The 22,844-nt window shown below is 60.8% G+C and carries 19 protein-coding genes; 11 read left to right on the top strand and 8 right to left on the bottom strand.

Annotation, left to right across the window (positions count from 1 at the left end; genetic code table 11):
* Window positions 1-98: 98 nt before the first annotated feature.
* Window positions 99-2,246: a diguanylate cyclase gene (locus ABNT42_RS07115; RefSeq protein WP_348695839.1), complete on the top strand. Its 2,148-nt coding sequence runs from the start codon at window positions 99-101 to the stop codon at window positions 2,244-2,246.
* Between the two features lie 9 nt (window positions 2,247-2,255).
* Here ABNT42_RS07115 and ABNT42_RS07110 read toward each other — a convergent pair whose 3' ends face one another.
* The 6 genes from ABNT42_RS07110 to ABNT42_RS07085 all read right to left on the bottom strand — a co-directional run bounded on the left by ABNT42_RS07110 (window position 2,256) and on the right by ABNT42_RS07085 (window position 10,505).
* On the bottom strand, window positions 2,256-4,157 hold the full coding sequence (locus ABNT42_RS07110; RefSeq protein ID WP_348695837.1) for an MFS transporter: 1,902 nt from the start codon (window positions 4,155-4,157) through the stop codon (window positions 2,256-2,258).
* 102 nt (window positions 4,158-4,259) lie between these two features.
* The gene (locus tag ABNT42_RS07105) at window positions 4,260-5,327 is read right to left on the bottom strand and encodes an ABC transporter ATP-binding protein (RefSeq protein ID WP_348695834.1); all 1,068 of its coding nucleotides are present in this window, start codon (window positions 5,325-5,327) and stop codon (window positions 4,260-4,262) included.
* Between the two features lie 41 nt (window positions 5,328-5,368).
* Window positions 5,369-7,144 carry an iron ABC transporter permease gene (locus tag ABNT42_RS07100; protein WP_348695832.1) on the bottom strand — a complete coding sequence of 592 codons (1,776 nt, stop codon included), beginning with the start codon at window positions 7,142-7,144 and terminating at the stop codon, window positions 5,369-5,371.
* Window positions 7,145-7,267: 123 nt separating this feature from the next.
* Window positions 7,268-8,356, bottom strand: coding sequence for an ABC transporter substrate-binding protein (locus ABNT42_RS07095; protein ID WP_348695829.1), 1,089 nt, complete (start codon window positions 8,354-8,356; stop codon window positions 7,268-7,270).
* Window positions 8,357-8,386: 30 nt separating this feature from the next.
* A complete protein-coding gene (locus tag ABNT42_RS07090) occupies window positions 8,387-9,358 on the bottom strand; it encodes a tripartite tricarboxylate transporter substrate-binding protein (protein WP_348695827.1) in 972 nt (323 codons plus the stop codon).
* An 88-nt stretch (window positions 9,359-9,446) separates the two neighbouring features.
* Window positions 9,447-10,505: a porin gene (locus ABNT42_RS07085; RefSeq protein ID WP_348695824.1), complete on the bottom strand. Its 1,059-nt coding sequence runs from the start codon at window positions 10,503-10,505 to the stop codon at window positions 9,447-9,449.
* Window positions 10,506-10,716: 211 nt separating this feature from the next.
* Here ABNT42_RS07085 and ABNT42_RS07080 point away from each other — a divergent pair, with 211 nt between their 5' ends.
* From ABNT42_RS07080 to ABNT42_RS07070, 3 genes are all read left to right on the top strand, one after another.
* Entirely contained in the window at window positions 10,717-11,409 is a 693-nt protein-coding gene (locus tag ABNT42_RS07080) for a response regulator (protein WP_348695822.1), read from the top strand.
* An 8-nt stretch (window positions 11,410-11,417) separates the two neighbouring features.
* Window positions 11,418-12,923, top strand: a complete 1,506-nt coding sequence (locus ABNT42_RS07075; RefSeq protein WP_348695820.1) for a sensor histidine kinase — start codon at window positions 11,418-11,420, stop codon at window positions 12,921-12,923.
* 66 nt (window positions 12,924-12,989) lie between these two features.
* The gene (locus ABNT42_RS07070; protein ID WP_348695816.1) at window positions 12,990-13,310 is read left to right on the top strand and encodes a ribonuclease E inhibitor RraB; all 321 of its coding nucleotides are present in this window, start codon (window positions 12,990-12,992) and stop codon (window positions 13,308-13,310) included.
* Here ABNT42_RS07070 and ABNT42_RS07065 read toward each other — a convergent pair whose 3' ends face one another.
* Complete coding sequence (locus ABNT42_RS07065; protein ID WP_348695814.1) at window positions 13,311-14,633, bottom strand: homoserine dehydrogenase; 1,323 nt, start codon at window positions 14,631-14,633, stop codon at window positions 13,311-13,313.
* A 31-nt stretch (window positions 14,634-14,664) separates the two neighbouring features.
* On the bottom strand, window positions 14,665-15,897 hold the full coding sequence (locus ABNT42_RS07060; RefSeq protein ID WP_348695812.1) for a pyridoxal phosphate-dependent aminotransferase: 1,233 nt from the start codon (window positions 15,895-15,897) through the stop codon (window positions 14,665-14,667).
* Window positions 15,898-16,084: 187 nt separating this feature from the next.
* Between ABNT42_RS07060 and ABNT42_RS07055 the strand changes: the two genes are divergently transcribed.
* The 7 genes from ABNT42_RS07055 (at window position 16,085) to ABNT42_RS07025 (ending at window position 22,822) form a co-directional block, all read left to right on the top strand.
* Window positions 16,085-16,477, top strand: coding sequence for an Mth938-like domain-containing protein (locus ABNT42_RS07055; RefSeq protein ID WP_348695809.1), 393 nt, complete (start codon window positions 16,085-16,087; stop codon window positions 16,475-16,477).
* Complete coding sequence (locus ABNT42_RS07050) at window positions 16,477-18,138, top strand: glycosyltransferase family 39 protein (protein ID WP_348695807.1); 1,662 nt, start codon at window positions 16,477-16,479, stop codon at window positions 18,136-18,138. The genes ABNT42_RS07055 and ABNT42_RS07050 overlap by 1 nt, the downstream gene beginning before the upstream one ends.
* Window positions 18,139-18,162: 24 nt before the next feature.
* Window positions 18,163-18,534: an SMR family transporter gene (locus ABNT42_RS07045; protein ID WP_348695805.1), complete on the top strand. Its 372-nt coding sequence runs from the start codon at window positions 18,163-18,165 to the stop codon at window positions 18,532-18,534.
* Between the two features lie 69 nt (window positions 18,535-18,603).
* On the top strand, window positions 18,604-19,743 hold the full coding sequence (locus ABNT42_RS07040) for a DegT/DnrJ/EryC1/StrS aminotransferase family protein (protein ID WP_348695802.1): 1,140 nt from the start codon (window positions 18,604-18,606) through the stop codon (window positions 19,741-19,743).
* Window positions 19,744-19,754: 11 nt separating this feature from the next.
* Window positions 19,755-20,750 (top strand): glycosyltransferase, encoded by a 996-nt coding sequence (locus ABNT42_RS07035; protein WP_348695800.1) that lies wholly within the window; start codon window positions 19,755-19,757, stop codon window positions 20,748-20,750.
* Window positions 20,743-21,729 (top strand): formyltransferase, encoded by a 987-nt coding sequence (locus tag ABNT42_RS07030; RefSeq protein ID WP_348695798.1) that lies wholly within the window; start codon window positions 20,743-20,745, stop codon window positions 21,727-21,729. Before ABNT42_RS07035 ends, ABNT42_RS07030 begins: the two co-directional genes overlap by 8 nt.
* Before the next feature lie 40 nt (window positions 21,730-21,769).
* The gene (locus ABNT42_RS07025) at window positions 21,770-22,822 is read left to right on the top strand and encodes a bifunctional UDP-4-keto-pentose/UDP-xylose synthase (protein WP_348695797.1); all 1,053 of its coding nucleotides are present in this window, start codon (window positions 21,770-21,772) and stop codon (window positions 22,820-22,822) included.
* The last annotated feature ends 22 nt before the right edge of the window (window positions 22,823-22,844 follow it).

Below are 22,844 nucleotides of genomic sequence, written 5' to 3'. Positions count from 1 at the left end.
AGCCTTGTTGCAGGATTTCCCACACATCTGCCCGATGCTTGCGCAGGCCGGTGCTACAATGATTTATTTCCGACAGTCATCGTTTTGGTCGTCTGTACATGATTTCGCCGCTCCCTCTACGTGCCAGACGGCCCCGCCTGACGACGCTGATCACAGCGGGTCTGGTCGCTGCCGTCGTCGTTTCCGTACTTACCGTGCTAGGACTGGTGCAGCGCTATAGCCAGCAGAGTGCAGAACGCGATGCCCGCCAGCGCCTGCAGCAACTGTCTTGGCAGATGCGCGACACGCTGAACCGCGTGGTGCAGAGCGCCATCAGCGACATCAAACTGGTGCGCGAACTGCCGCAGATCAGTAATCCGCACACGCCGGAAGATGCCCGCAAGGTGCTCGAAGCGCTGCAAAAATCCTCACCCGACTATGCGTGGATAGGACTGAGCTACGCAGACGGCAAAGTCTATGCGGCCACCCAGAGCACGCTGGAAGGTCAGGATGTCAGCACGCGCAACTGGTTTAGCCGCGGCCGCGAACACTATTACGCCAGCGATTACCACCCTGCTACCCTGCTCGGCAAAAAGCTGCCCGGTGCCACCGATCCATGGCGCTTCGTCGATGTCTCCGGCCCCGTCGCCGGACCGGATGGCAAACTGCGCGCCGTGCTGTGCGTGCAAATGAGCTGGAACTGGGCGCGCCGCCTGCTGCAGACCATACTGCCGCCGGAAGCGGGCCAGCAAAATATCGAGATTTTTGTGCTGCGTGCCGATGGCACGGTAATCCTTGGCCCGCAGGGCAGCGAAGAAACCGTCATCCGCAGTACCAGCCTGACGCTAGCCCAGAACGGCAGCAGCGGCAGCGTGCGCGAAAGCTGGGGTGATGGTAAAACCTATCTGACCGCTTACGCGCTGACCAGCAATAGCGACGACACGGGCAATCTGGGCTGGACCGTGCTGGTGCGCCAGCCGGAAGCCATTGCGCTGGCCGGCGCCACTGCCCTGCAACGGCCGATTCTGCTACTGGGGACTGTGCTGGCCGTGCTGACAGGGCTGGCCGCCATGCTGCTGGCGCGCCGCCTGCTAGCGCCGCTGAACAGTCTGAGTAGCGCGATCGAGAACCGTCTGGCCGCACAGGACAGCAGCGCTCCGCTACCGCCGATTGCGCAGGTAGACAGCTTCCACGAAGCGCAAGTGCTGTCGCAGGCACTGGCCGAACTGGTACGCAAGGAAGAAAGCCATCTGGATTCGCTGCGCAACCTGAACGAGCGGCTGGAGTCCACCGTCGCCCAGCGTACGCGCGAGATCGCCGGCAAAGCCATGCTGCTGGAGCGCGCACTGGCGCAGGAACAGAGCACCCAGATGCTGCTGCAGGAACGCGCCGCCGAATTGCGCGCGATTCTGGACAATGCCTACGATGCCTTCATCGCGCTCGATCCCGGTGGCGTGGTACTGGACTGGAACCGCCAGGCCGAGAACCTGCTGGGCTGGCGCCGTGCCGAAGTGATCGGTCAGCCGCTGGCCGCCATGGTACTGCCGCCGCTGCTGCGCCGTGCCTATGAACGCGATATGCGCCAGCTGGCCGAGAGCGGCGGCGACGCAGTGCTCAACCGCCGCATCGAACTGACGCTGCATAACCGCGCCGGGCAGGAACTCACGGTGGAAGTAGCGCTGGCCTATGTGCCACGCAGTTCCGGCCACCTGTTCATCGCCTTCCTGCACGATATCAGCGAGCGTAAATCGCTGTTCGCCTCGATGGAAGCCATGGCGCTGCGCGATACGCTGACGGGTCTGCCCAACCGGCGCGCCCTACTGGTGACGCTCAACGAAGCCATACAACGCGCCAACCGGCTGCGCCAGAACTGCGCCGTGTTCTTCGTCGATCTGGACCGCTTCAAGCAGATCAACGACCGCTACGGCCATGAAGAAGGTGACGAACTGCTGCGCCAGTTTGCCGCACGGCTGCGCGACAACGTCCGCAAGACCGATACCGTGGGCCGGCTGGCCGGTGATGAATTTGTCGTGATACTGGAAAATCTGCAGGACGATGACGCGGCGCAGGAGACCGCCGACAAGCTGCGCCCTGCCCTGCTGCAGCCATTTAAACTAAAGACCACCAGCGTCACGCTGAGCGCCAGTATCGGCATCGCCGTACACCATCCGGACGATCCGCACGACATCGAAATGCTGCTGGGACGCGCCGACCGCGCCATGTATCAGGACAAGCAGCTGAGCAAACCACTACGTATCCGTCGCTAGGCTGGCCGTCTACTGCCAGTCGCCGCGCAGTTCTTGTACCCGCTGCTGCAGATATTCCGGCGTCACCTCATGCGGCGCGACGGCCGCACCGACTGCCAGTTCTAGGCGCGAACGCAAACCGCTGCGGAACGCCCGCTCGAACACATTGGTGCTGCTGCGGCTCAGCAGATGGCCCCACAGGCCACGCAGCGCCATCGGGATCACCGGCACCTTGCTGCGTTCGACAATTTTGCTGATGCCGTTCTTGAACGGATTGATCTCGCCCGTGCGGGTCAACTGCCCTTCAGGGAAGATGCACACCAGATCACCCTCGTGCAGCGCCTGCGCGATGTCCACAAAGGCCTTCTCCATCAGCCATGGATCTTCCTTGGCGGGTGCAATCGGGATCGCACGGGCGGTGCGGAACACCCAGCCCAGTAAGGGCGTGCGGAATATCTGGTGATCCATTACGAAGCGGATCGGGCGCGGACTGGCTGCCATGATAACGATGGCGTCGACATAGCTCACATGGTTACACACCAGCACCGCCGCCCCGTCGGCCGGAATGCGCTCGGCATCGACACTGCGCACGCGGTGCACGGTCTGGATCAGCAGCCACGCAAGGAAGCGCATGAGGAATTCCGGCACCAGCGAGAAGATGTACAGCGCCACCAGCGCATTCAGCACGGCCGTCACCAGGAATAGCTGGGGAATCGTAAAGCCCTGCCCCAGCAGCACGATGGCCAGCCCGGCTGCTGCCACCATGAACAGCGCATTCAGGATATTCATGCCGGCGATGGTGCGCGACAAATGCGATGGTTCGCAACGGGTCTGGATCAGGGCGAACAGGGGTACGATGTAGAAGCCGCCGAACAGGCCGATGAACAGCACATCGGCCAGTATATGCAGCACGCCGGCGTGCTGCAGCAAGGCAAAGGCATCGTAAGGAAGCGCGCCCGTGGCCAGCACGGCACTGATATCGCGGCTGGCAAAATACAGATCGGCGCCGAATACCGTCAGACCGATGGCACCGAACGGCACCAGCCCGATTTCCACCTTGCGGCCAGACATGCGCTCGCACAGCAGCGAACCGCAGCCCACACCGAGCGAAAACACCGTCAGCAGCAGCACGAAGACGCTATGGTCGCCGTGCAGATTATCCTTGCCGAACACGGGAAACTGGGCCAGTACCAGCGCACCATAGAACCAGAACCACGAATTGCCCAGCATGGCCAGAAACACCACGCGGTTCTTGCGCGAATGGCCGATGTTACGCACCGATTCGCCGATAAAATTCCAGCTCACTTTCAGGTCCGGCACCGGCGCCGGCGAATGCGGTATGCGATAGCTGGCGATCAGCCCCAGTGCCGCCACCGCCAGCGTCGCCACGGCTTCATAGGCAATGCCATGGGGCTGCTGTACTACCAGCAGCGCGCCGAAAATCTCGCCCAGCAGGATGCCGACAAAGGTGCCCATCTCCGTCACGCCGTTCCCGCCCATCAGCTCCTCGGGCTGCAACTGCTGCGGCAGATAGGCATACTTGACGGGACCGAACAGGGTGGAATGCACGCCCATGCCGACCACGCCCAGCACCAGCAGCCACAGAGTGTGGCTGAACCAGCCCAGCGCCGCCACCGCCATGATACCCAGCTCCAGCCATTTCACCACGCGCGTGAGTGCGCCCTTTTCGTACTTCTCGGCCAGCTGTCCGGCCGTGGCCGAGAACAGCACATACGGCAGGATGAACAGGCCGGGAATCAGATTGGTAATCAGCGCTGGCGACAGCGTGGTCCAGCTCAGCGCATCGTAGGTGATGATCACCACCAGCGCCGTCTTGAACAGATTGTCGTTCAACGCGCCGAGAAACTGGGTCCAGAAAAACGGCGCGAAACGGCGTTGCAGCAACAGGGAAAACTGATTGGGCTGGCTCATGCTGGGCGAATCCGTTCAATGTGGGGAAAGCGGAAAGATTGAACGGATTATAACCTCAGCACACTACTGCGGTTTGCGCTAGCGCGCACACCGCTTAGTGCATCAGAACACCCACAGCTTATCAGCCGGCAGCTGCAGCCAGTACTGCCCTGCTTCCAGCTTGTACTTGGAATGGGCGCGCACACTGATAGACCCGTCGGCGTTCTTGAACAGACACTCGAAACGGTCGCCCAGATACATGCAGGTCAGCAGCGGCAGCTCGATCGCGTTGTCCACCGGCGTGGCGCTGATCTTCACTTCTTCCACCCGGATGATGGTGGCCGGATCGGCACCGCCAGCACCGCGCGCCGTGGCCTGCAGCGTAGCGCCGCCCAGCGCCAGCGTCACCTGCTGGCCATTGCGCGCCGTGACCTTGGCTGGCAGGCGGTTGTTACTGCCCATGAACTCGGCGCAGAACAGCGTCTCCGGCGTCTCGTACATGCTTTGCGGCGTACCTTGCTGCTCGATCTTGCCGTTATTGAGCAGCAGAATACGGTCGGAAATCGCCATCGCTTCGGCCTGATCGTGCGTCACCATCAGTGCCGACAGGCCCATACGCACGATCAGCTCGCGCAGGAAGGCACGGGCTTCTTCGCGCAGTTTGGCATCCAGATTCGACAGCGGTTCGTCCAGCAGAATCACGGGCGGGTTGTACACCAGTGCACGGGCAATCGCCACGCGCTGCTGCTGGCCACCGGACAGCTGGTGCGGGAAGCGCTCGCCCAGATGGCCAAGGCCGAGATTTTTCAGCACGTCGTTGACCTTGTCCTTGATCTCGCTGGCGCCCAGCTTGCGCAGCTTGAGGCCATAGGCCACGTTATCGAACACGGTCTTGTGCGGCCACAGTGCATACGACTGGAATACCAGCCCCAGATTGCGGTGTTCGGCCGGCAGTTCAAAATCACGGCTGCCATCGAACACATTGCGTTCGCCAATGGCGATGGTGCCAGCCTTGGGGCTTTCCAGTCCGGCCACGGCGCGCAGCAGCGTGGTCTTGCCACTACCGGAAGGACCCAGCAGGGCTACCACTTCGCCCTTCTGCAGATGCATCGAAACACCTTTCAGAATGTGGTTAACATGGGCGCCGGAGCCATAGTCCAGATGCAGATCGTTGACGGTCAGTTCATTCATGGTGAGGTCTCGTTTCATATTCTATAAACTCAGTTATGCGCTTAGTTATGCAATTTCACGCCAAAGCGCAGTGCCACGCCCAGCCCGATGGCGACCAGCGAAATATTGATGAAGGATAGCGCGGCCACCAGATCGGTCGAACCGGTCGCCCACAGCGACACCAGCAGCGCGCCGATCACTTCCGTACCGGGCGACAGCAGATACACGCCGGTCGAGTATTCGCGCTCGAAGATCAGGAACACCATCAGCCATGCACCGAGCAGACCGTATTTCACCAGCGGCACGGTCACATCGCGCGTTACCTGACCGCGGCTGGCGCCCACTGCGCGCGCCGCTTCTTCCAGTTCCGGTCCCACTTGCAGCAGCGCGGTGGAAATCAGCCGCATGCCGTAGGCCAGCCACACCACCGAATACGCCAGCCACAGGGCAAAGATGGTGGAACGCAGGGAGCGCAGCAGAGGAATCAGATGCTCGCTGAGCCAGATGGCCACGCCGTTATCCATGCCTTTCAGTACCCCGTCCAGCCAGCTCGGTACAAACAGGAACACCCACAGGAAAGACAGACCAGCCAGCAGGCCCGGTACGGCGCGCGGTACCAGCACGCTGTAGTCGAGGAAGCGGGTGATGCCGTCCGGCTTGCGGTGCATGGCCAGCGCGATGGCGCAGTAGCAGATCACCGCACAGGCGCCGCCGATTACACCGATCAGCACCGTATTCAGAATGCCGCGCATCAGTGCCGGCTGTTCCAGAATTTCGCGGAAGTGCTGCAAAGTCAGCACGTCGGCCAGCCGCACACCTTCGCCCCAGTACTGCACGAAGGAGCGCAGCAGGATGCCGGACAGCGGCATGATGATGGTGATCATCAGCCAGCCGAAGATCAGCGCGAACGCCAGCCACTTCCAGCGTCCCAGCGGCATGGGTTTGCTGCGTGCGCCCTTGCCTTTGATGGAGACAAATTTATTGGCCGATTTGAGCAGCCAGCGCTGCAGCATCACCAGCGGCATGGTCACGGCCACCAGACACACGGCGACAGCAGCCATCAGGTGATACGACGGCGTACCGAGCTTGTTGGTCAGCTTGTACAGATAGGTAGCCAGCACCAGATGACCTTCCGGATCGCCCAGCACCAGCACCAGACCGAATACTTCGAAGCCCAGGAAGAACACCAGCACGGCGGCATAGGCCAGTGCCGGCATCACCATCGGCAGCGACACATTGAACATCACCTGCAGTGGCGAGGCGCCTGTCACGCGGGCTGCTTCTTCCACATCCGAGCCGAGGCTCTTGAGCGCCGAGGAAGCGTACAGATACACGTGCGGCACGTGGGTCAGGCCGGCGATCACCACAATGCTGGTGAAGGAATAGATATTCCACGGGATGAAGCCCAGCAGGTCTTTCACCCACAGCGAATAGAAGCCCACCGGCCCCATTGCCACCACGTAGCCGAAGCCCATCACCATGGGCGAGACGAAGATAGGCACCAGCAGCAGCGGCGTGATGATGCTGCGGCCCGGCAGATCGGTGCGTATCATCAGAAAGGCCAGCATGCCGCCCAGCGGTACCGCGATGGCCGTCAGACCGGTGGCCAGTGCCGCCGCGTTCTTGAAGGCCACCGAGAAATCGGGATCTTCGAAAATGAATTGGTAAGCGTCCAGTCCCAGCTCCTTGGCGGGCATGAAGAAAGGCGCATTCAGAAAGCTCTGATAGAAAATCAGGAATAGCGGCAGGAAGATGGCGGTAGCGGCGAGCGTTACCACCAGCCCGCGCGGCCAGTTAATACTGTGCCGGCCCGAGCCGGAAAGGTTCAGAGTTTGCATAATGAGTCCGTGTGAGCGGATGGATGTAACGGCCAGCGCGCAGGATGGCGCGCGCTGGCTTGCCTGTCAGCGTAGTCGACGTCTAGAGTCGAGGCTTAATATCGGGCGTACGGATCGCGCAGCTTATTTCTTGCCCGCGGTTTCTTTCCACTGCTTGAGGAAGGCCATGCGCTTGGCCGGGCCGAGGAATTGCAGCACCATGGGATGAACGGGAATCGGCTTGACCTTGTCCTTGCCGATCAGCTTGATCAGCTCGGCCGAGGTGGTCTCGCCTTTCACATCTTCGCGGATAGCGAACAGCTTGGAGTCATTGGCGATGATGGTCTGGCCGCGCTGCGACAGCAGATAATCGAGCCACAGCTTGGCGGCATTGACGTTCTTGGCACCCTTGTTGATGAACTGTACGCGCGACAGAATCAGCGTGTAATCCTTGGGCAGTACCACGCCGATCGACGGATCGGTCTTGGCACGCACCAGCGCGTAGGAACCCAGCACGTTATAGCCGATCAGATTTTCACCCGACGAGATCCGCTCCATCATGGTGCCGGTCGACGACTGCACGCGCACCTTGGCTTCGCCGAAGACGTTTTCCAGTTCGAGGAACTTGGTATTTTCACGCGCGTCCTGCGTCATGAACATAAAGCCCACACCGGACTTCTCGATATCGTAGGTAGTGACCTTGTCCTTGAACTTGGGCTGCAAAATCAGCTTGGCGAAATCGGCGTGATTCTGCGGCACTTCCTTGGCATCCACCAGACGCTTGTTGTAGACGATAGCAGCCGGCTCGAAAGTCGTACCGTAAGCCTGATCGTCCCACATCGCCCAGCCGGGGATCTTGGCCGCTTCGGCCGATTTGTATTTGAGCGCATAGCCATCCGATGCCAGACGCATCTGCAGGTCCATGGCGGACGACCACATCACGTCGGCTGTATTGCCGCCAGCGGCCACTTCGGAAATGAAGCGGTTATACACTTCGGTGGAATTCATATCGTTGTATTCGACGGTAATGCCGGGATACAGCGTATTGAAGTCCTTGATCAGCGGCTGGGTAGCTTTGCTGTCGGTCGCACCATAGACCACCAGCTTGCCCTCCTTCTTGGCCGCATCGATGATCTTCTGGTAGTCGGCCGGATAGCCGGCCGGCACCTGCGCCATGGCAGCGCTGGCAAACAGGGTGGCGCATGCAGCGGCCACAGTCATGGTTAACTTCATCTTGGTCTCCGTCGTTTTAATAGTTGGTGTTCAGCGCATCAGACCGAGTTCGGTCGCGCGCCTGCCGTAGTCCTCTACGGCCTTGCTTACATAACGGCTCAGTGCATCGCCTGTCAGCCCGAAGGGAAACAGACCGGCACTGTCCCGCATGGCAGCGTAACCAGGGCTGGCCAGCACCCGGTCAAACGCTGCTACCCAATGGCGGTAATCGGCCTCCGCCACCTGTGGCGCCATCCACACGCCGCGGATGATAGGCCACACCACATCGATGCCCTGCTCGCGTGCCGTCGGCACACTGGCCAGCACGCCAGGCAGGCGCTGCTCGGACAGTACTGCCAGCACCCGCGTATTGCCATTACCTGCATACAGCGTTGCTTCACTGGCGTCGCCCGACACCACCTGCACGTAGTTGGCATGCATGGCAGTGAAAGCTTCGCCACCACCTTCCAGTGCCACGAAACGCAGCACTTTCGGATCGATGCCTGCGGCTTTGACGATCAGCGCCATCTTCAGCCAGTCCTGACTGCCGATGGTGCCGGACACGCCGATCAGCACCTTCTGCGGCTGGGCTTTCAAAGCAGCCAGCAGTTCGCCCAGCGAGTGATACGGCGAATCGGCCCGCACCGCGATCATGCCGTAATCGGCACCCAGCGCGGCCACCCAGCGCACATCGGAAGCTTTCACCTTGCCGAACTTGCCCTGCGCCAGATTGAGTAGCGAACCACCCGAAAAAGCCACCAGCGTATTCGGCTCGGTGCGTCGCTGCGACACCAGCGAATGCCACGCCACCGCACCGATACCACCGGGCAGATAGCTGATGTGCATGTCGACCGGCGGCGCCTTGGCAGTGCCCTGCAAGCCCTGCAAACCTTTACGCGCCAGCTTGCAGGTCAGGTCCATCGCACCGCCCGGTTTGGACGGCACGATGCACTCGGCGCCTGCTGCCTGCGCTACCCAGCTCACCCAGAAGGCAGCCAGTCCAGCCAGCAAAACTTTGATCATTGTGTGTGTAATCTTAGAACGGTAAAGCTTTCAAAGCGCTTTCAGGCAAGGACGCCAGCGGAGTAACCGGCGTCCATACCAGCTCGGCTTAGAAGCGGTGCTGCATGCCCAGGGCCAGACCGTGCTGGCTGGTGCCGAAGCCGGCATCATCACGCGACATACCGGTCAGCTGGCCATTTTTCGACTTGACGTAGGCGGCCGACACAAACACGTCGGTACGTTTGGACAGCGCGTAGCGATAGCGCGCTACGTACATGGTCGGATCGGCATCCTTGCCGGCCGCAACGTTCTTCACGTTGATGTGATAGATCGCCCCGGTCAGGGTGGTAGCGGCATCAGCCTTGTAGGCCAGACCCGCCCAGGTAGTGGTCGCTGCCAGATCGGCCGTCAGCGCCTTGCCCGCTACCAGTTTGTAGTCGCGCACTACCCCCCAGAATTTGAATGGACCGGTTTCGTAGTTGGCACCGATATGCCATACGGTGTTCTTGTCGCGGTTACCGGTGGCGGCCACGGTGTTACCGTTGTTGCGCTCCCAGGTACCCATCAGATTCACATCGCCCAGTTTGTAGACGGTGCTGAAGCCCACTTTGGCACTATCCTGTGCACCGGTGGCCTGTTCGCCGGCAGCGTAGTTGGCGCCGATTTTCAGATCGCCCACCGTACCGCTGTATTTGATGATGTTGTCGTAGGCCGTGGTAAAACCGTATTTGCTCGGGCCCGTGGCCGAACCGCCGGCTGCCCACGAGTAGTATGGCGCAAAACCCATCGGATCGTAGGAGATCACGGTGTCATACACGGTGGTGAAGGAACGGCCGATGATGACGCGACCGAACGCGCCTTCCAGACCGATATTGGCCTGACGCTTGAACAGTACACCATCCATATTCCCCGTATCCATCAGGATGCCGCTTTCCAGATTGAACACGGCTTTCAGGCCGCCACCCAGATCTTCCGAACCACGCAGGCCCCAGCGCGAAGTGTTCATACCGCCCGAAATCACGCTGGTCTGGCTGCCGCCCGTGGCCGATTTGTTATTGGCGGTTTCCATGCCGACGTCCAGCAGACCATATACCTGCACATTCGATTGGGCCTGCGCAGCACCTGCTGCAAGGGCCAGAACGGCCAGGGTCAAAGCGGATTTTTTCATTCGAGTCTCCAGAAGATATAGTTATCAGTGATGCCTGATATTTGCGATCAGGCTTACCACTATAGGAGTCGTTACCTTTCAATTGCCTTTCAGTGTAGTCTGGCTGCCACAAAACCGGACGGCACTTCCCTTTTGCAGCGCGCACCACCATCATGCATGACCATACACCGAAGCGCTAGCCTTTCGTTAGCGGCAAAATTAGCTTAAAAACATGCGTATCCTGCTCGTAGAAGATCATACGGAACTGTCGCACTGGCTGGCCAAAGCCCTGCGCGAGGCCAACCTGACAGTGGAATGTGCCGACAATGGCGCCGACGCCGACGCCCTGCTGCACACCCAGGACTATGCGCTGGTGATACTCGACCTGACCCTGCCACGCATGGACGGACTGGATGTGCTGCGCCGCCTGCGTGCACGACCGGCGCCGCGCGGACAGACTCCTGTGCTGATACTGACTGCCCGTGGCGGGCTGGAAGACCGCGTGCAGGGCCTGAATCTGGGCGCTGACGACTATCTGTCCAAACCGTTCGAACTGGCCGAACTGGAAGCGCGCGTGAAAGCCCTGCTGCGCCGTAGCCTGGGCAACGAAGCGCTGATACACAACTGCGGCGCACTCAGTTTCGATACGGTGACGCGCATGTTCAGTTACGGCGGTCAGGCACTGGCACTCACACCACGCGAGCACGCCGTGCTGGAAACCTTAATTACCCGCTCCGGCCGCGCCGTCTCCAAAGAGAAGCTGTTTGACGAAGTGTTTGCGCTGGCCGATGACGCCAATCTGGATGCCATCGAACTATACATCCACCGCGTGCGCAAAAAGCTCGATCTGGCCATCCCCGATGCCGCCGTGATTACCACGCTGCGCGGGATCGGCTATCTGCTGCAGCCACGTCCGGCCAGCTAGGAGTGCCGATGCCGCTGCTGGCCAGACTCGCCCGCCGCTTCGGTCCGGAAGCCCGTCAGGGCAGCCTGCGCGGTCAGTTGCTGCGCTGGCTGCTGGGCCCATTGCTGCTGCTGGTGGCGCTCAACACCTATTCGGTGTATCGCAACGCGCTGGCGGCAGCTGATGTGGCCTATGACCGCTCGCTGCTGGCCTCTACCCGCGCGCTGGCCGAGCGCGTGTCCATCGTCGATGGCAAGGTAGTGGCCGATGTGCCTTACGTAGCACTGGACAGCTTCGAAACCGATACGCTGGGACGGATCTACTACAAGGTCACCGGCATCAACGGCGAAACCGTGTCCGGCTATGGCGATCTTCCGGCCGTGCCGGCCAATGTACCGCGCTCGGAAACCTATCCGGCACTGGTGCGCTTCTACCACGCCAGCTACAACGGCCAGCCGGTACGCATTGCCGCCCTGCTGCAGCCTGTGTATGACGACACCATGCGCGGCATCGCCCTGATACAGGTCGGTGAAACACTGGAGGCGCGGCGCGGCCTGTCCAATCAAATCCTGTTCGACACGCTGGCGTGGCAGGCCCTGCTGCTGCTGGCACTGGCGCTGCTGGTATGGTTCGCCGTGCGGCTGGTGCTGCAGCCGCTGATGCGTCTGAAGCGGGTGGTGGAAACCCGCCCCCTCAACGATAGCTCGGATGTGGATCCGGCACTGGTGCACCGCGAAGTGCGCCCGCTGGTGGCGGCCATGAACAGTTCGCGCGCGCGCCTGCAAATTCTGATCAGCAGCCAGCGCCGCTTCATTGCCGACGCTTCGCACCAGTTGCGCACTCCGCTCACCGTGCTCAAGACGCAGGCCGAACTGGCGCTGCGCGCCTGCGACCGTCCGGCCGCCGATGCCGAACAGTTACGCGCCACCCTGCGCGACATCGTCCACAGCATCGCTGCCACCACCGATTCCACCATCAATCTGGCCAACCGTCTGCTGACGCTGGCCCGCATCGAACATGGCGGCGATCTGGAAGGCGCCAGCAATCATGTCGAACGGGTCGACCTGCGCGAGATTGCCCGTCAGGTGGGACTGGAACTGGCCATGGCCGCCGTCACCAAACAGATCGATCTGGCACTGGAAGCGGAAAGCCCAGCTGTGATCGAAGGGCAGGCTTTCCTGCTGCACGAACTGATCGCCAACCTGACCGATAACGCGCTGCGCTACACTGCGGCCGGCGGTTGCGTCACTCTGCGCGTGCAGCGTAACGACCAGCAGGTGCTACTGGAAGTGATGGACAACGGTCAGGGCATCCCTGCCGCCGAACGGGAACGGGTGTTTGCGCCGTTCTACCGCGCCAGCGCCACGCTGGAACGCAATCCCGGCGGTGCCGGTCTGGGGCTGGCCATCGTGCGCGATATCGCCACCCTGCATGGTGCCAGCATCAGCCTGAGCGACGCCCGCCCCGAGCAGGTGCAGGCTCCGGGGCTGAAGGTACAAGTCAGTTTTCCCGCTGCCCCTGCGGCGCTCGGGTAAAATCGCGGCCTACGCCGTCACGGCATCAACCGGATTCGAAAGCTCGCAATGATTTTCAGAGAAGATATGCTCGGCCTGTTCGCCGATATGAAAAAGAACGCCCCGTGGGATATGAACAAGCCGCTGATGTGGGGCTATTTCTTTGCCGATCAGGACAAGGCCAAACTGGAAGCGGCAGGCAAACTGCTGCAGGCACAGGGCTATACCCAGGTGGGCATCTACGATTCCAAGCCGGAAGCCGATACCCCTGCGCTGTGGTGGCTGCATATCGAGAAAGTGGAGCTGCACACGGTAGACACCCTGCATGCACGCAATCAGGAGTTCTACCGTTTTGCCGAAGCCCAGCAGCTAGAGGCCTACGACGGCATGGACGTAGGCCCGGCCTGATCAGGCCAGATTTTCCAGACGGATCTTGGTGACGCTGCCGCACACGGTGGCCAGTCCTTCGATCTTGGCGATCGCCGCCAGCACGTTCTTCTCCTGCGTCTGGTGGGTCAGGAAGATGATGTCGGTACGGGTTTCGCCGTCAGCCGGTTCCTTCTGCATCATGGCGTCGATCGAAATGGTCGCATCAGCCAGAATGCGGGTCAGGTCAGCCAGCACGCCCGGCTGATCGCTGACGTTCATGCGCAGGTAGTAGCTGGTGGTGATTTCCGCCATCGGCAGAATCTCGATGTTGGTCAGTTCATTCGGCTGGAAGGCCAGATGCGGCACGCGGTGCTCAGCATCGGCCGTGGCCAGACGGGTGATATCGACCAGATCGGCGATCACGGCCGAAGCAGTCGGCTCGGAACCGGCGCCTTTGCCGTAGTACAGCGTGGCGCCCACGGCGTCACCCTGCACCAGCACGGCATTCATGGCGCCTTCCACATTGGCGATCAGGCGCTTGGCCGGGATCAGGGTCGGGTGCACGCGCAGTTCCACGCCTTCCACGCCGTTCACTTTGGCGCGCTTGGCGATGCCCAGCAGCTTGATGCGGTAGCCCAGTTGCTCGGCATAGCGGATGTCGATGGCATTCAGCTTGGAGATGCCTTCCACATAGGCCTTATCGAACTGCACGGGAATACCGAAAGCGATGGCCGACATGATGGTGGCCTTGTGCGCGGCATCCACGCCTTCGATGTCGAAAGTCGGATCAGCTTCGGCATAGCCCAGCTCCTGCGCCTGTTTCAGCACGCTGGCAAAATCCAGCCCCTTGTCGCGCATCTCGGACAGGATGAAGTTGGTGGTACCGTTGATGATACCGGCCAGCCATTCGATGCGGTTGGCGGTCAGACCTTCGCGCAGCGCCTTGATGATAGGGATGCCGCCGGCTACGGCGGCTTCGAACGCCACCATCACGCCCTTGGCCTGAGCGGCAGCAAAAATCTCGTTACCGTACACGGCCAGCAGCGCCTTGTTGGCAGTGACCACGTGCTTGCCATTGGCGATCGCCTGCAGCACCAGCGCCTTGGCCTGATCGTAACCGCCGATCAGTTCGACGACGATATCGATTTCCGGATCATTGACGATATCGAAAGGATCGGCCACCACTTTGACCTTGCCGCCCGTGCGCTCCTTGGCGCGTTCCAGATTGCGCGCCGAAACGGCGACCACTTCGATGCCGCGGCCAGCGCGACGACGGATTTCTTCCTGATTGCGTTGCAGTACATTGAAGGTACCGGAACCGACGTTACCGACGCCGAGCAAACCTACTTTGATGGATTTCATATAAACCGTTTTCTCTGGTGACTCAGTTAATTCAGAAGCTGCTACCGTGACGCTTGCGGTAGCCTTCCATGAACTTGGCGATACGGCCGAAAGCTTCCGTCATATCGTCGGTGTTGGGCAGGAATACCACGCGGAAGTGATCCGGTGCGATCCAGTTAAAGCCGCTGCCCTGCACGATCAGCACTTTGGTTTCGGCCAGCAGTTCGTAGGCGAACTGCTGGTCATCCTGGATCGGGTACATCTTCGGATCGAGCCGCGGGAACATATACAGCGCCGCCTTGGGCTTGACGCAGGTGACGCCGGGAATATCGGTCAGCAGCTTGTAGGCCAGATCGCGCTGCTTGAGCAGACGCCCGCCCGGCCCCACCAGATCGTCGATCGACTGATATCCGCCCAGCGCGGTCTGAATGGCGAACTGGCCCGGCGCATTGGCGCACAGCCGCATCGAGGCCAGCATATTCAAGCCTTCGATATAGTCCTTGGCATGGCTCTTTTCGCCGGACACGATCATCCAGCCCGAGCGATAGCCGCAGGCACGGTAGTTTTTCGACAGGCCGTTGAAAGTCACGAACAGCACATCGTCGGCCAGCGAGGCGATGGAAACGTGCTGGGCGCCGTCGTACAGCACCTTGTCGTAGATTTCATCGGCGTAGATGATCAGCTCATGCTCGCGCGCCAGCTGGATGATCTGCTGCAGCAGTTCCACCGGATACAGCGCGCCGGTCGGGTTGTTCGGGTTGATGACGACGATGGCGCGGGTATTGGGCGTGATCTTGCTGCGCATATCCTCGATGTCGGGATACCACTCCTGCTGCTCGTCGCAGATGTAATGTACCGGCTTGCCGCCGGACAGGCTGACCGCCGCCGTCCACAGCGGATAGTCAGGCGCCGGCACCAGCACTTCGTCGCCATTATTCAGCAGGGCATTCATGGCCATCACGATCAGCTCGGAGGCGCCGTTACCCAGATACACATCGTCGATGGTCACGCCACGGATGTTTTTCTGCTGGCTGTAGTGCACCACTGCCTTGCGCGGGGCGAACATGCCCTTGGAATCAGTGTAACCGGCCGCGTCGGGCAGGTTGATTTTCATGTCGCGCACGATCTCGTCGGGCGGATCGAAACCGAATACGGCCAAGTTGCCAATATTCAACTTCGTAATCTTATGGCCCTCTTCTTCCATCTGCCGGGCTTTTTCCGGCACAGGACCACGGATTTCATAGCAAACTTCCGCTAATTTGTTGGATTTTTGAATCTGTCGCAAAATAAAATCCTGTTCTGGTGAGGCAAACCGCTGTGGCCTGCTAAAAACGCCCGCCGGCCCGTGCTGCAATGCGAAAAGACCCATTCTGCCGAAAGCATCCCATTTAATCAACCTTTCAGACTGGAAGTGCACGGAAAAACGCTACAATGACGCTTCTTTTGACGATTAAAACCGCGAACGACGTTCCATGAAGCTTCACGCCAGCGATACCCAGAAATACCAGACCGTCACCGGCTACGATGCCGCTGGCGTCGAAATCAATGCCCAGCGCTACAACTACAGCCTGATCGTCATGCCCGAACTGGCACCGCGTGCCTGGGACGCGCCCACTTTCGAAAGTATTACCGAGGAGCATTTTCTGCAAATCGGTGCCGACAGTCCCGACGTGGTCATCCTCGGCACGGGCGAGCGCCAGCGCTTCATCCACCCGCGCCTGACGGCCGCGCTGACCATGCGCCGCATCGGCGTCGAATGCATGGATAGCCAAGCCGCCTGCCGCACCTACAACATCCTGATGGGCGAAGGCCGCAAGGTCACGCTGGCCCTGATCATTCCACCGCAAGGGGAGTCTGCTGCCTGATGAACGATCTGTACAACAACAAGAAAGTCCTGTGGTCGCTGCTGGCCGCCTTCGTCATCGTCTGGCTGTATGCGCTGGGCATCCGCACCCTGGTACCGCCCGATGAAGGCCGTTACGCGGAAATGGCACGCGAAATGTTCGCCAGCGGCGACTGGGTCACTACCCGCCTGAACGGCATCAAATACTTCGAAAAGCCACCGCTGCAGACGTGGATGAATGCCCTCTCGTTTGCCGCCTTCGGTCTCGGTGAATGGCAGGCGCGCCTGTGGACGGGCCTGTGCGGCCTGCTCGGCGTGCTGCTCAGTGGCTACGCCGGCAGCCGCGTATTCGGCCCGCGCGTGGGCTTCTACGCTGCACTGGCACTGGGTTCCAGCCTGTTCTGGGTGGCTTCGGGCCAGATCGATTCGCTCGACATGGGCCTGTCCGGCATGATGACCATCGTGCTGTGTGCCGTACTGGTAGCCCAGCGCGACGAGGCCACACCCGCCGAACAGCGCAACTGGATGCTGCTGTGCTGGGCCGGCATGGCGCTGGCCGTACTGGCCAAGGGCCTGATCGGACTGGTGCTGCCCGGTGGCGTGCTGGTGCTGTATTCGCTGCTGTCGGGCGACTTCGCCATCTGGAAGCGGCTGCATCTGGGCAAGGGCCTGCTGCTGTTCTTCGCCATCGCCACGCCGTGGTTCGTGCTGGTCGGTCTGCGCAATCCCGAGCAGCCGCACTTCTTCTTCGTGCACGAGCACTGGGAGCGCTTCTTCCTCAAGACCCACCACCGCGAAGGCGCTTGGTACTACTTCTTCGTGCTGCTGGCACCGGGCATCATGCCGTGGCTGGGCATCCTGCCGCAGTCGCTGCTGGCCGCCGCGCGCCGCCGCACCGAGTCGCGCTTCCAGCCACGTCTGCTGCTGCTGATCTGGAGCGTGTTCATCTTCGCCTTCTTCAGCTACTCCAGCTCCAAGCTGCCCGGCTACATCCTGCCTATCTTCCCTGCGCTGGCCATGCTGCTGGGCGCCTATCTGGAAACGGCGCCACGCCGTAGCCGCATCATCGCCGCTGCCCTGCTGGTGGTAATCGGCATCGCCGGCATCATTGCCGTGCCACAGATGGTCAAAATCGGCGTGCGCCATGCCAGCGAAACGGCGCTGCTGGTGGCTTACCAGCCATGGGTGCTGGCCGCTGCCATTACCGCCGCTGCCGGTGGCGCCGTAGCGCTGCTGCATGCGCGCCATCTGCGCCGCGACCTGACGGTGCTGACCATGGCGATTGCCGGCTTTGCCGCCACTGAGCTGATCCTCACGGGCTTCGAGCCGTATGGCGCCATGCGCGCCGGTAAAACTGCCGCCCTCAAGATGCGGCCTGAGATGACGCCCGATATGCCGATCTACTCGGTGGCCACTTACGAACAGTCGATGACGTTCTACCTGCGCCGCCCCGTCACGCTGGTGGACTACTGGGATGAATTCACCTTCGGCCTGAAACAGCAGCCGGAACTGTCGATTCCTACCGTTGCGCAGTTCGTCCAGCGCTGGCAGCAGCATCACCAGGATGGCGTGAAGGCGCTGGCCATCATCAGCCCGGAAAAGTACGCCGAACTCAAACAGCAGGGTCTGCCCATGCGTTTGATCGTGCAGGACACCCGCCGTGTGGTAGTCGCCAACCTGTAATTTTTTGAAAGTCCGATTTACCGCATGAATATTGCCACCTTCAGTTTTATCGTGTTCGGCGTGCTGCTTAACGCCGTAGCCCAGTTGCTGCTCAAAGCAGGCGCGCGCAATGTGGGCGAAATCCACCTGACCTTGAGCAATCTGTTCAGCGTCGGCCTGAAAGTCGCCACCCAGCTGCCCATCATCGGCGGCCTGACCTGCTACGTGCTGTCGGTGGTGCTGTGGATCATCGCCCTGTCGCGCGTCGATGTGTCGATCGCCTACCCCATGCTGTCGCTGGGCTATGTGGTCACCGCCATCGGCGCCTGGTATCTGTTCGGCGAAGCGCTGACTTTCCAGCGCCTGTTCGCCATCGCCGTCATTCTGGTCGGCGTCGCCTTACTGGCGCGGACCTGAGACTGGCTTTAGAATGCGCCCCATGCTGTCTGACCAAGACCAACAAACTAACTAATACGAGTGCATACCATGACCTCTGCCCTGCCTTTCCTGCCCTTCTCCAAGCCCACCATCGATGAAGCCACCATCGCCGCCGTGGGCGAGGTGCTGCGTTCCGGCTGGATCACCAGCGGCCCGAAAGTCCAGGCTTTCGAAGCACAGATGTCGGAATACTTCGGTGGCCGCCCTGTGCGCACCTTCAATTCCGGCACCTGCACCATGGAGATCGCGCTGCGCATCGCCGGCATCGGTCCCGGCGACGAAGTGATTACCACGCCGATTTCTTGGGTGGCGACCGCCAACGTGATCATCGAAGTGGGCGCCACGCCGGTGTTTGCCGATATCGACCCGATCACCCGCAACCTCGATCTGGACAAAGTGGAAGCGGCGATTACCCCGCGCACCAAGGCCATCATTCCCGTCTATCTGTCCGGCCTGCCGGTGGATATGGACCGTCTGTACGCGATCGCCCGCAAGCACAATCTGCGCGTGGTGGAAGATGCGGCGCAAGCCTTCGGTTCGGAATGGAAGGGCCAGCGCATCGGCGCCTTCGGCGATTTCGTCTCGTTCAGCTTCCAGGCTAACAAGAACATCACCACCGGCGAAGGCGGCGCCCTCGTGCTGAACACGCCGGAAGAAGCCCGTCTGGCCGAAAAATACCGTCTGCAGGGTGTGACCCGCAGCGGCGTGGACGGCATCGATGTCGATGTACTGGGCGGCAAATACAATATGAGCGACATCATGGCGGCCATCGGTCTGGGCCAGTTCGCCAATATTGCTGCCATCACGGCGCACCGTCGCGCGCTGGCACGCCACTACTACGAATGCTTCGGCGCGGACTTCGAAGCCAAATCGGGCGCCCAGCTACCCGTGCAGGCTTTCGATACGAGCAACTACCACCTGTTCCAGATCATCCTGCCCGATAACGGCCCCGACACCCGCGCCAACTTCATGCGCGCGCTGCAGGAAGGCTATAACATCGGCACCGGCTACCACTACGCACCGATCCACCTGTTCACCATGTACCGCGAACGGGGCTTCAAGGAAGGCATGTTCCCCGTGGCCGAACGCATCGGCCGCCTGACCGTGACCCTGCCGATGTTCTACGCCATGAACATGGCCGACGTCGAGCGCACTGTGGCCGCTGTGAAAGCGATCCTGATCAAATGAGCACCAGCGCAATGAAACCAGAAATTTCCGTCGTTATCCCTGTCTATAACGAGCAGGCCGGCCTGCAGACCCTGTTCGACCGTCTGTATCCGGCGCTGGACAAACTGGGCAGCAGCTACGAAATCGTGTTCGTCAACGATGGCAGTCGCGATAACTCGGTGTCGATCCTGGCCGAGCAGTTCCGCGCCCGTCCCGACGTGACCCGCGTAGTGCTGTTCAACGGTAACTACGGCCAGCACATGGCGATTCTGGCCGGCTTCGAGGCATCCCGCGGCGAGATCATGATCACCCTCGATGCCGACCTGCAGAACCCGCCCGAAGAAATCGGCAATCTGGTGGCCAAGGTACGCGAAGGTTATGACTATGTGGGTTCGATCCGCCGCAAGCGGCAGGATAGTGCGTGGCGTACCTACGCCTCCAAGGCCATGAACCACCTGCGCGAAAACATCACCAATATCAAGATCACCGATCAGGGCAATATGCTGCGCGCCTATGGCCGCAATGTGATCGATCTGGTCAACCAGTGCGGCGAAGTGAATACCTTCGTACCGGCACTGGCCTACCGCTTTGCCCGTAACCCGACCGAAATCATCGTCGAGCACGAAGAACGCGCGGCCGGTGAATCCAAGTATTCGCTATATAGCCTGATCCGCCTGAACTTCGATCTGGTCACCGGTTTTTCGCTGGTGCCGCTGCAGTTCTTCTCCATGTTCGGCATCCTGCTGTCGCTCGCTTCGGCCCTGCTGGTGGTCGTGCTGCTGGTGCGCCGCCTGTTCCTCGGTGCCGAGGCCGAAGGCCTGTTCACCCTGTTCGCGATCGCCTTCTTCTTCATGGGCACCATCCTGTTCGGCATCGGCCTGCTGGGTGAATACGTGGGCCGCATCTTCCAGCAGGTGCGCGCGCGTCCCCGCTACGTGGTCCAGACCATCCTCGAACAACAGGCAGGCAAACCATACGAAGCGCCGGAAGGCGCGGAAAAACGCACGGTAGGACGTCCTCATGACTGAAGCACTGAACGGCCACAATAACCATCACCAGCACGATCAGGAACCGCGCGCGCGCGCCGTGGTGTTCGCCTACCATAACGTGGGCGTGCGCTGCCTCAAGGTGCTGCTGGCCGGCGGCGTCGATGTGGCGCTGGTGGTGACGCACGAAGACAGTGCGACGGAAAACATCTGGTTCGAATCCGTCGTCAGCCTGTGCCAGACTGAAGGCATCCCCTACATCACCCCGCCGGACGCCAAATCGCCCGAACTGCTGGCGCAGGTCAAGGCGGCTGATCCGGAATTCATGTTCAGCTTCTACTACCGCCACATGCTGCCCGCCAGCCTGCTGGAAGTGGCACCGGCCTTCAATATGCATGGCTCGCTGCTGCCCGAGTACCGCGGCCGCGCGCCCGTCAACTGGGCCGTGCTGCATGGCGCCACGGAAACCGGCGCCACCCTGCATGAAATGACCGTGAAACCCGATGCCGGCGCCATCGTCTCGCAGATGGTGGTGCCTATCCTGCCCGACGACACCGCCTTCGAAGTATTCGGCAAAGTCACCGTGGCGGCCGAGCAGGCGCTGTGGCGCGTACTGCCGTCGCTGCTCGATGGCACGGCCATGCGCATCAATAATGACCTCAGCAAAGGCGGCTATTTCGGTGGCCGCAAGCCGGAAGACGGCCGCATCGACTGGCATTTGCCAGCGCAGCAGGTGTACAACCTGCACCGCGCCGTGGCGCCGCCGTATCCGGGCGCTTTCACCGACGTCAACGGCGTGCGCTACGTGATCGAACGGGCCCGTCTGGGCGACCGTCGCGGCGTTTTCGCAAATGGCAATTCCGACAATGTTGCAGCGCGAAGTTTGCCACTCGGCTTGACAGTAGTGGATAATTGCATTTTTGGCGTCTGCGGCGATGGTGGCATTATTACCATTCTCGCTCTGACGGCCGATGGCGTTGCCATCTCGGCCGAGCAGTTGCAAACCCGTCTGGCAGCCTGAGCTGGCCGGCGGCTACTGAACACTTACTGGAAAACAGCATATGAAAAAAGTCCTCATCCTCGGCGTCAATGGCTTCATCGGCCATCACCTGTCCAAGCGCATTCTGGAAACCACCGATTGGCACGTGTACGGCATGGACATGAATACCGACCGTATTACCGACCTGCTGGAGAATGAGAGCTACAAGTCGCGCATGCACTTCTTCGAGGGCGACATCACCATCAACAAGGAATGGGTGGAATACCACGTCAAGAAATGCGACGTGATCCTGCCACTGGTGGCGATTGCCACCCCGTCGACCTATGTTAAAGCGCCGCTGCGCGTGTTCGAACTGGACTTCGAAGCCAACCTGCCTATCGTGCGTTCCGCTGCCAAGTACGGCAAGCATCTGGTATTCCCGTCGACCTCGGAAGTGTATGGCATGTGCCACGACGAAGAGTTCGATCCGGAAAACTCGGAACTGATCTGCGGCCCGATCAACAAACCACGCTGGATCTACTCCAACGCCAAACAGCTGATGGACCGCGTGATCTGGGGCTACGGCATGGAAGGCCTGAACTTCACCCTGTTCCGTCCGTTCAACTGGATCGGTGCCGGTCTGGACTCGATCCACACCCCGAAAGAAGGTTCGTCGCGCGTGGTGACCCAGTTCTTCGGCCACATCGTACGTGGCGAGAACATCTCGCTGGTCGACGGCGGCCACCAGAAACGTGCCTTCACCGACATCGATGACGGTATCGATGCGCTGATGAAGATCATCGAGAACAAGAACGGTGCCGCGACGGGCAAGATCTACAACATCGGCAATCCGGTCAACAACTACTCGATCCGCGAACTGGCCGACATGATGCTGAAACTGGCGCCACAGTACCCAGAGTACGCCGAAGGCGCTGCCAAAGTGCAGATCGTGGAAACCACTTCGGGTGCCTACTACGGCGCCGGCTATCAGGACGTGAAAAACCGCGTGCCGAAAATCACCAACACCTGCGAAGAGCTGGGCTGGAAACCGACCACCACCATGGCCGATGCCCTGAAAAAAATCTTCGATGCCTACCGTAGCCAGGTAGCCGAAGCGCAGAAACTGATGGACTAAGACCACACCTTGAGCGAGACCA

It is taken from the genome of Duganella fentianensis (assembly GCF_964031615.1).
GTDB classification, from domain to species: Bacteria; Pseudomonadota; Gammaproteobacteria; order Burkholderiales; family Burkholderiaceae_D; genus Rugamonas; species Rugamonas fentianensis_A.
Note: the sequence above shows the minus strand (reverse complement) of the source record. Positions and strands in the feature narration are given on the sequence as shown.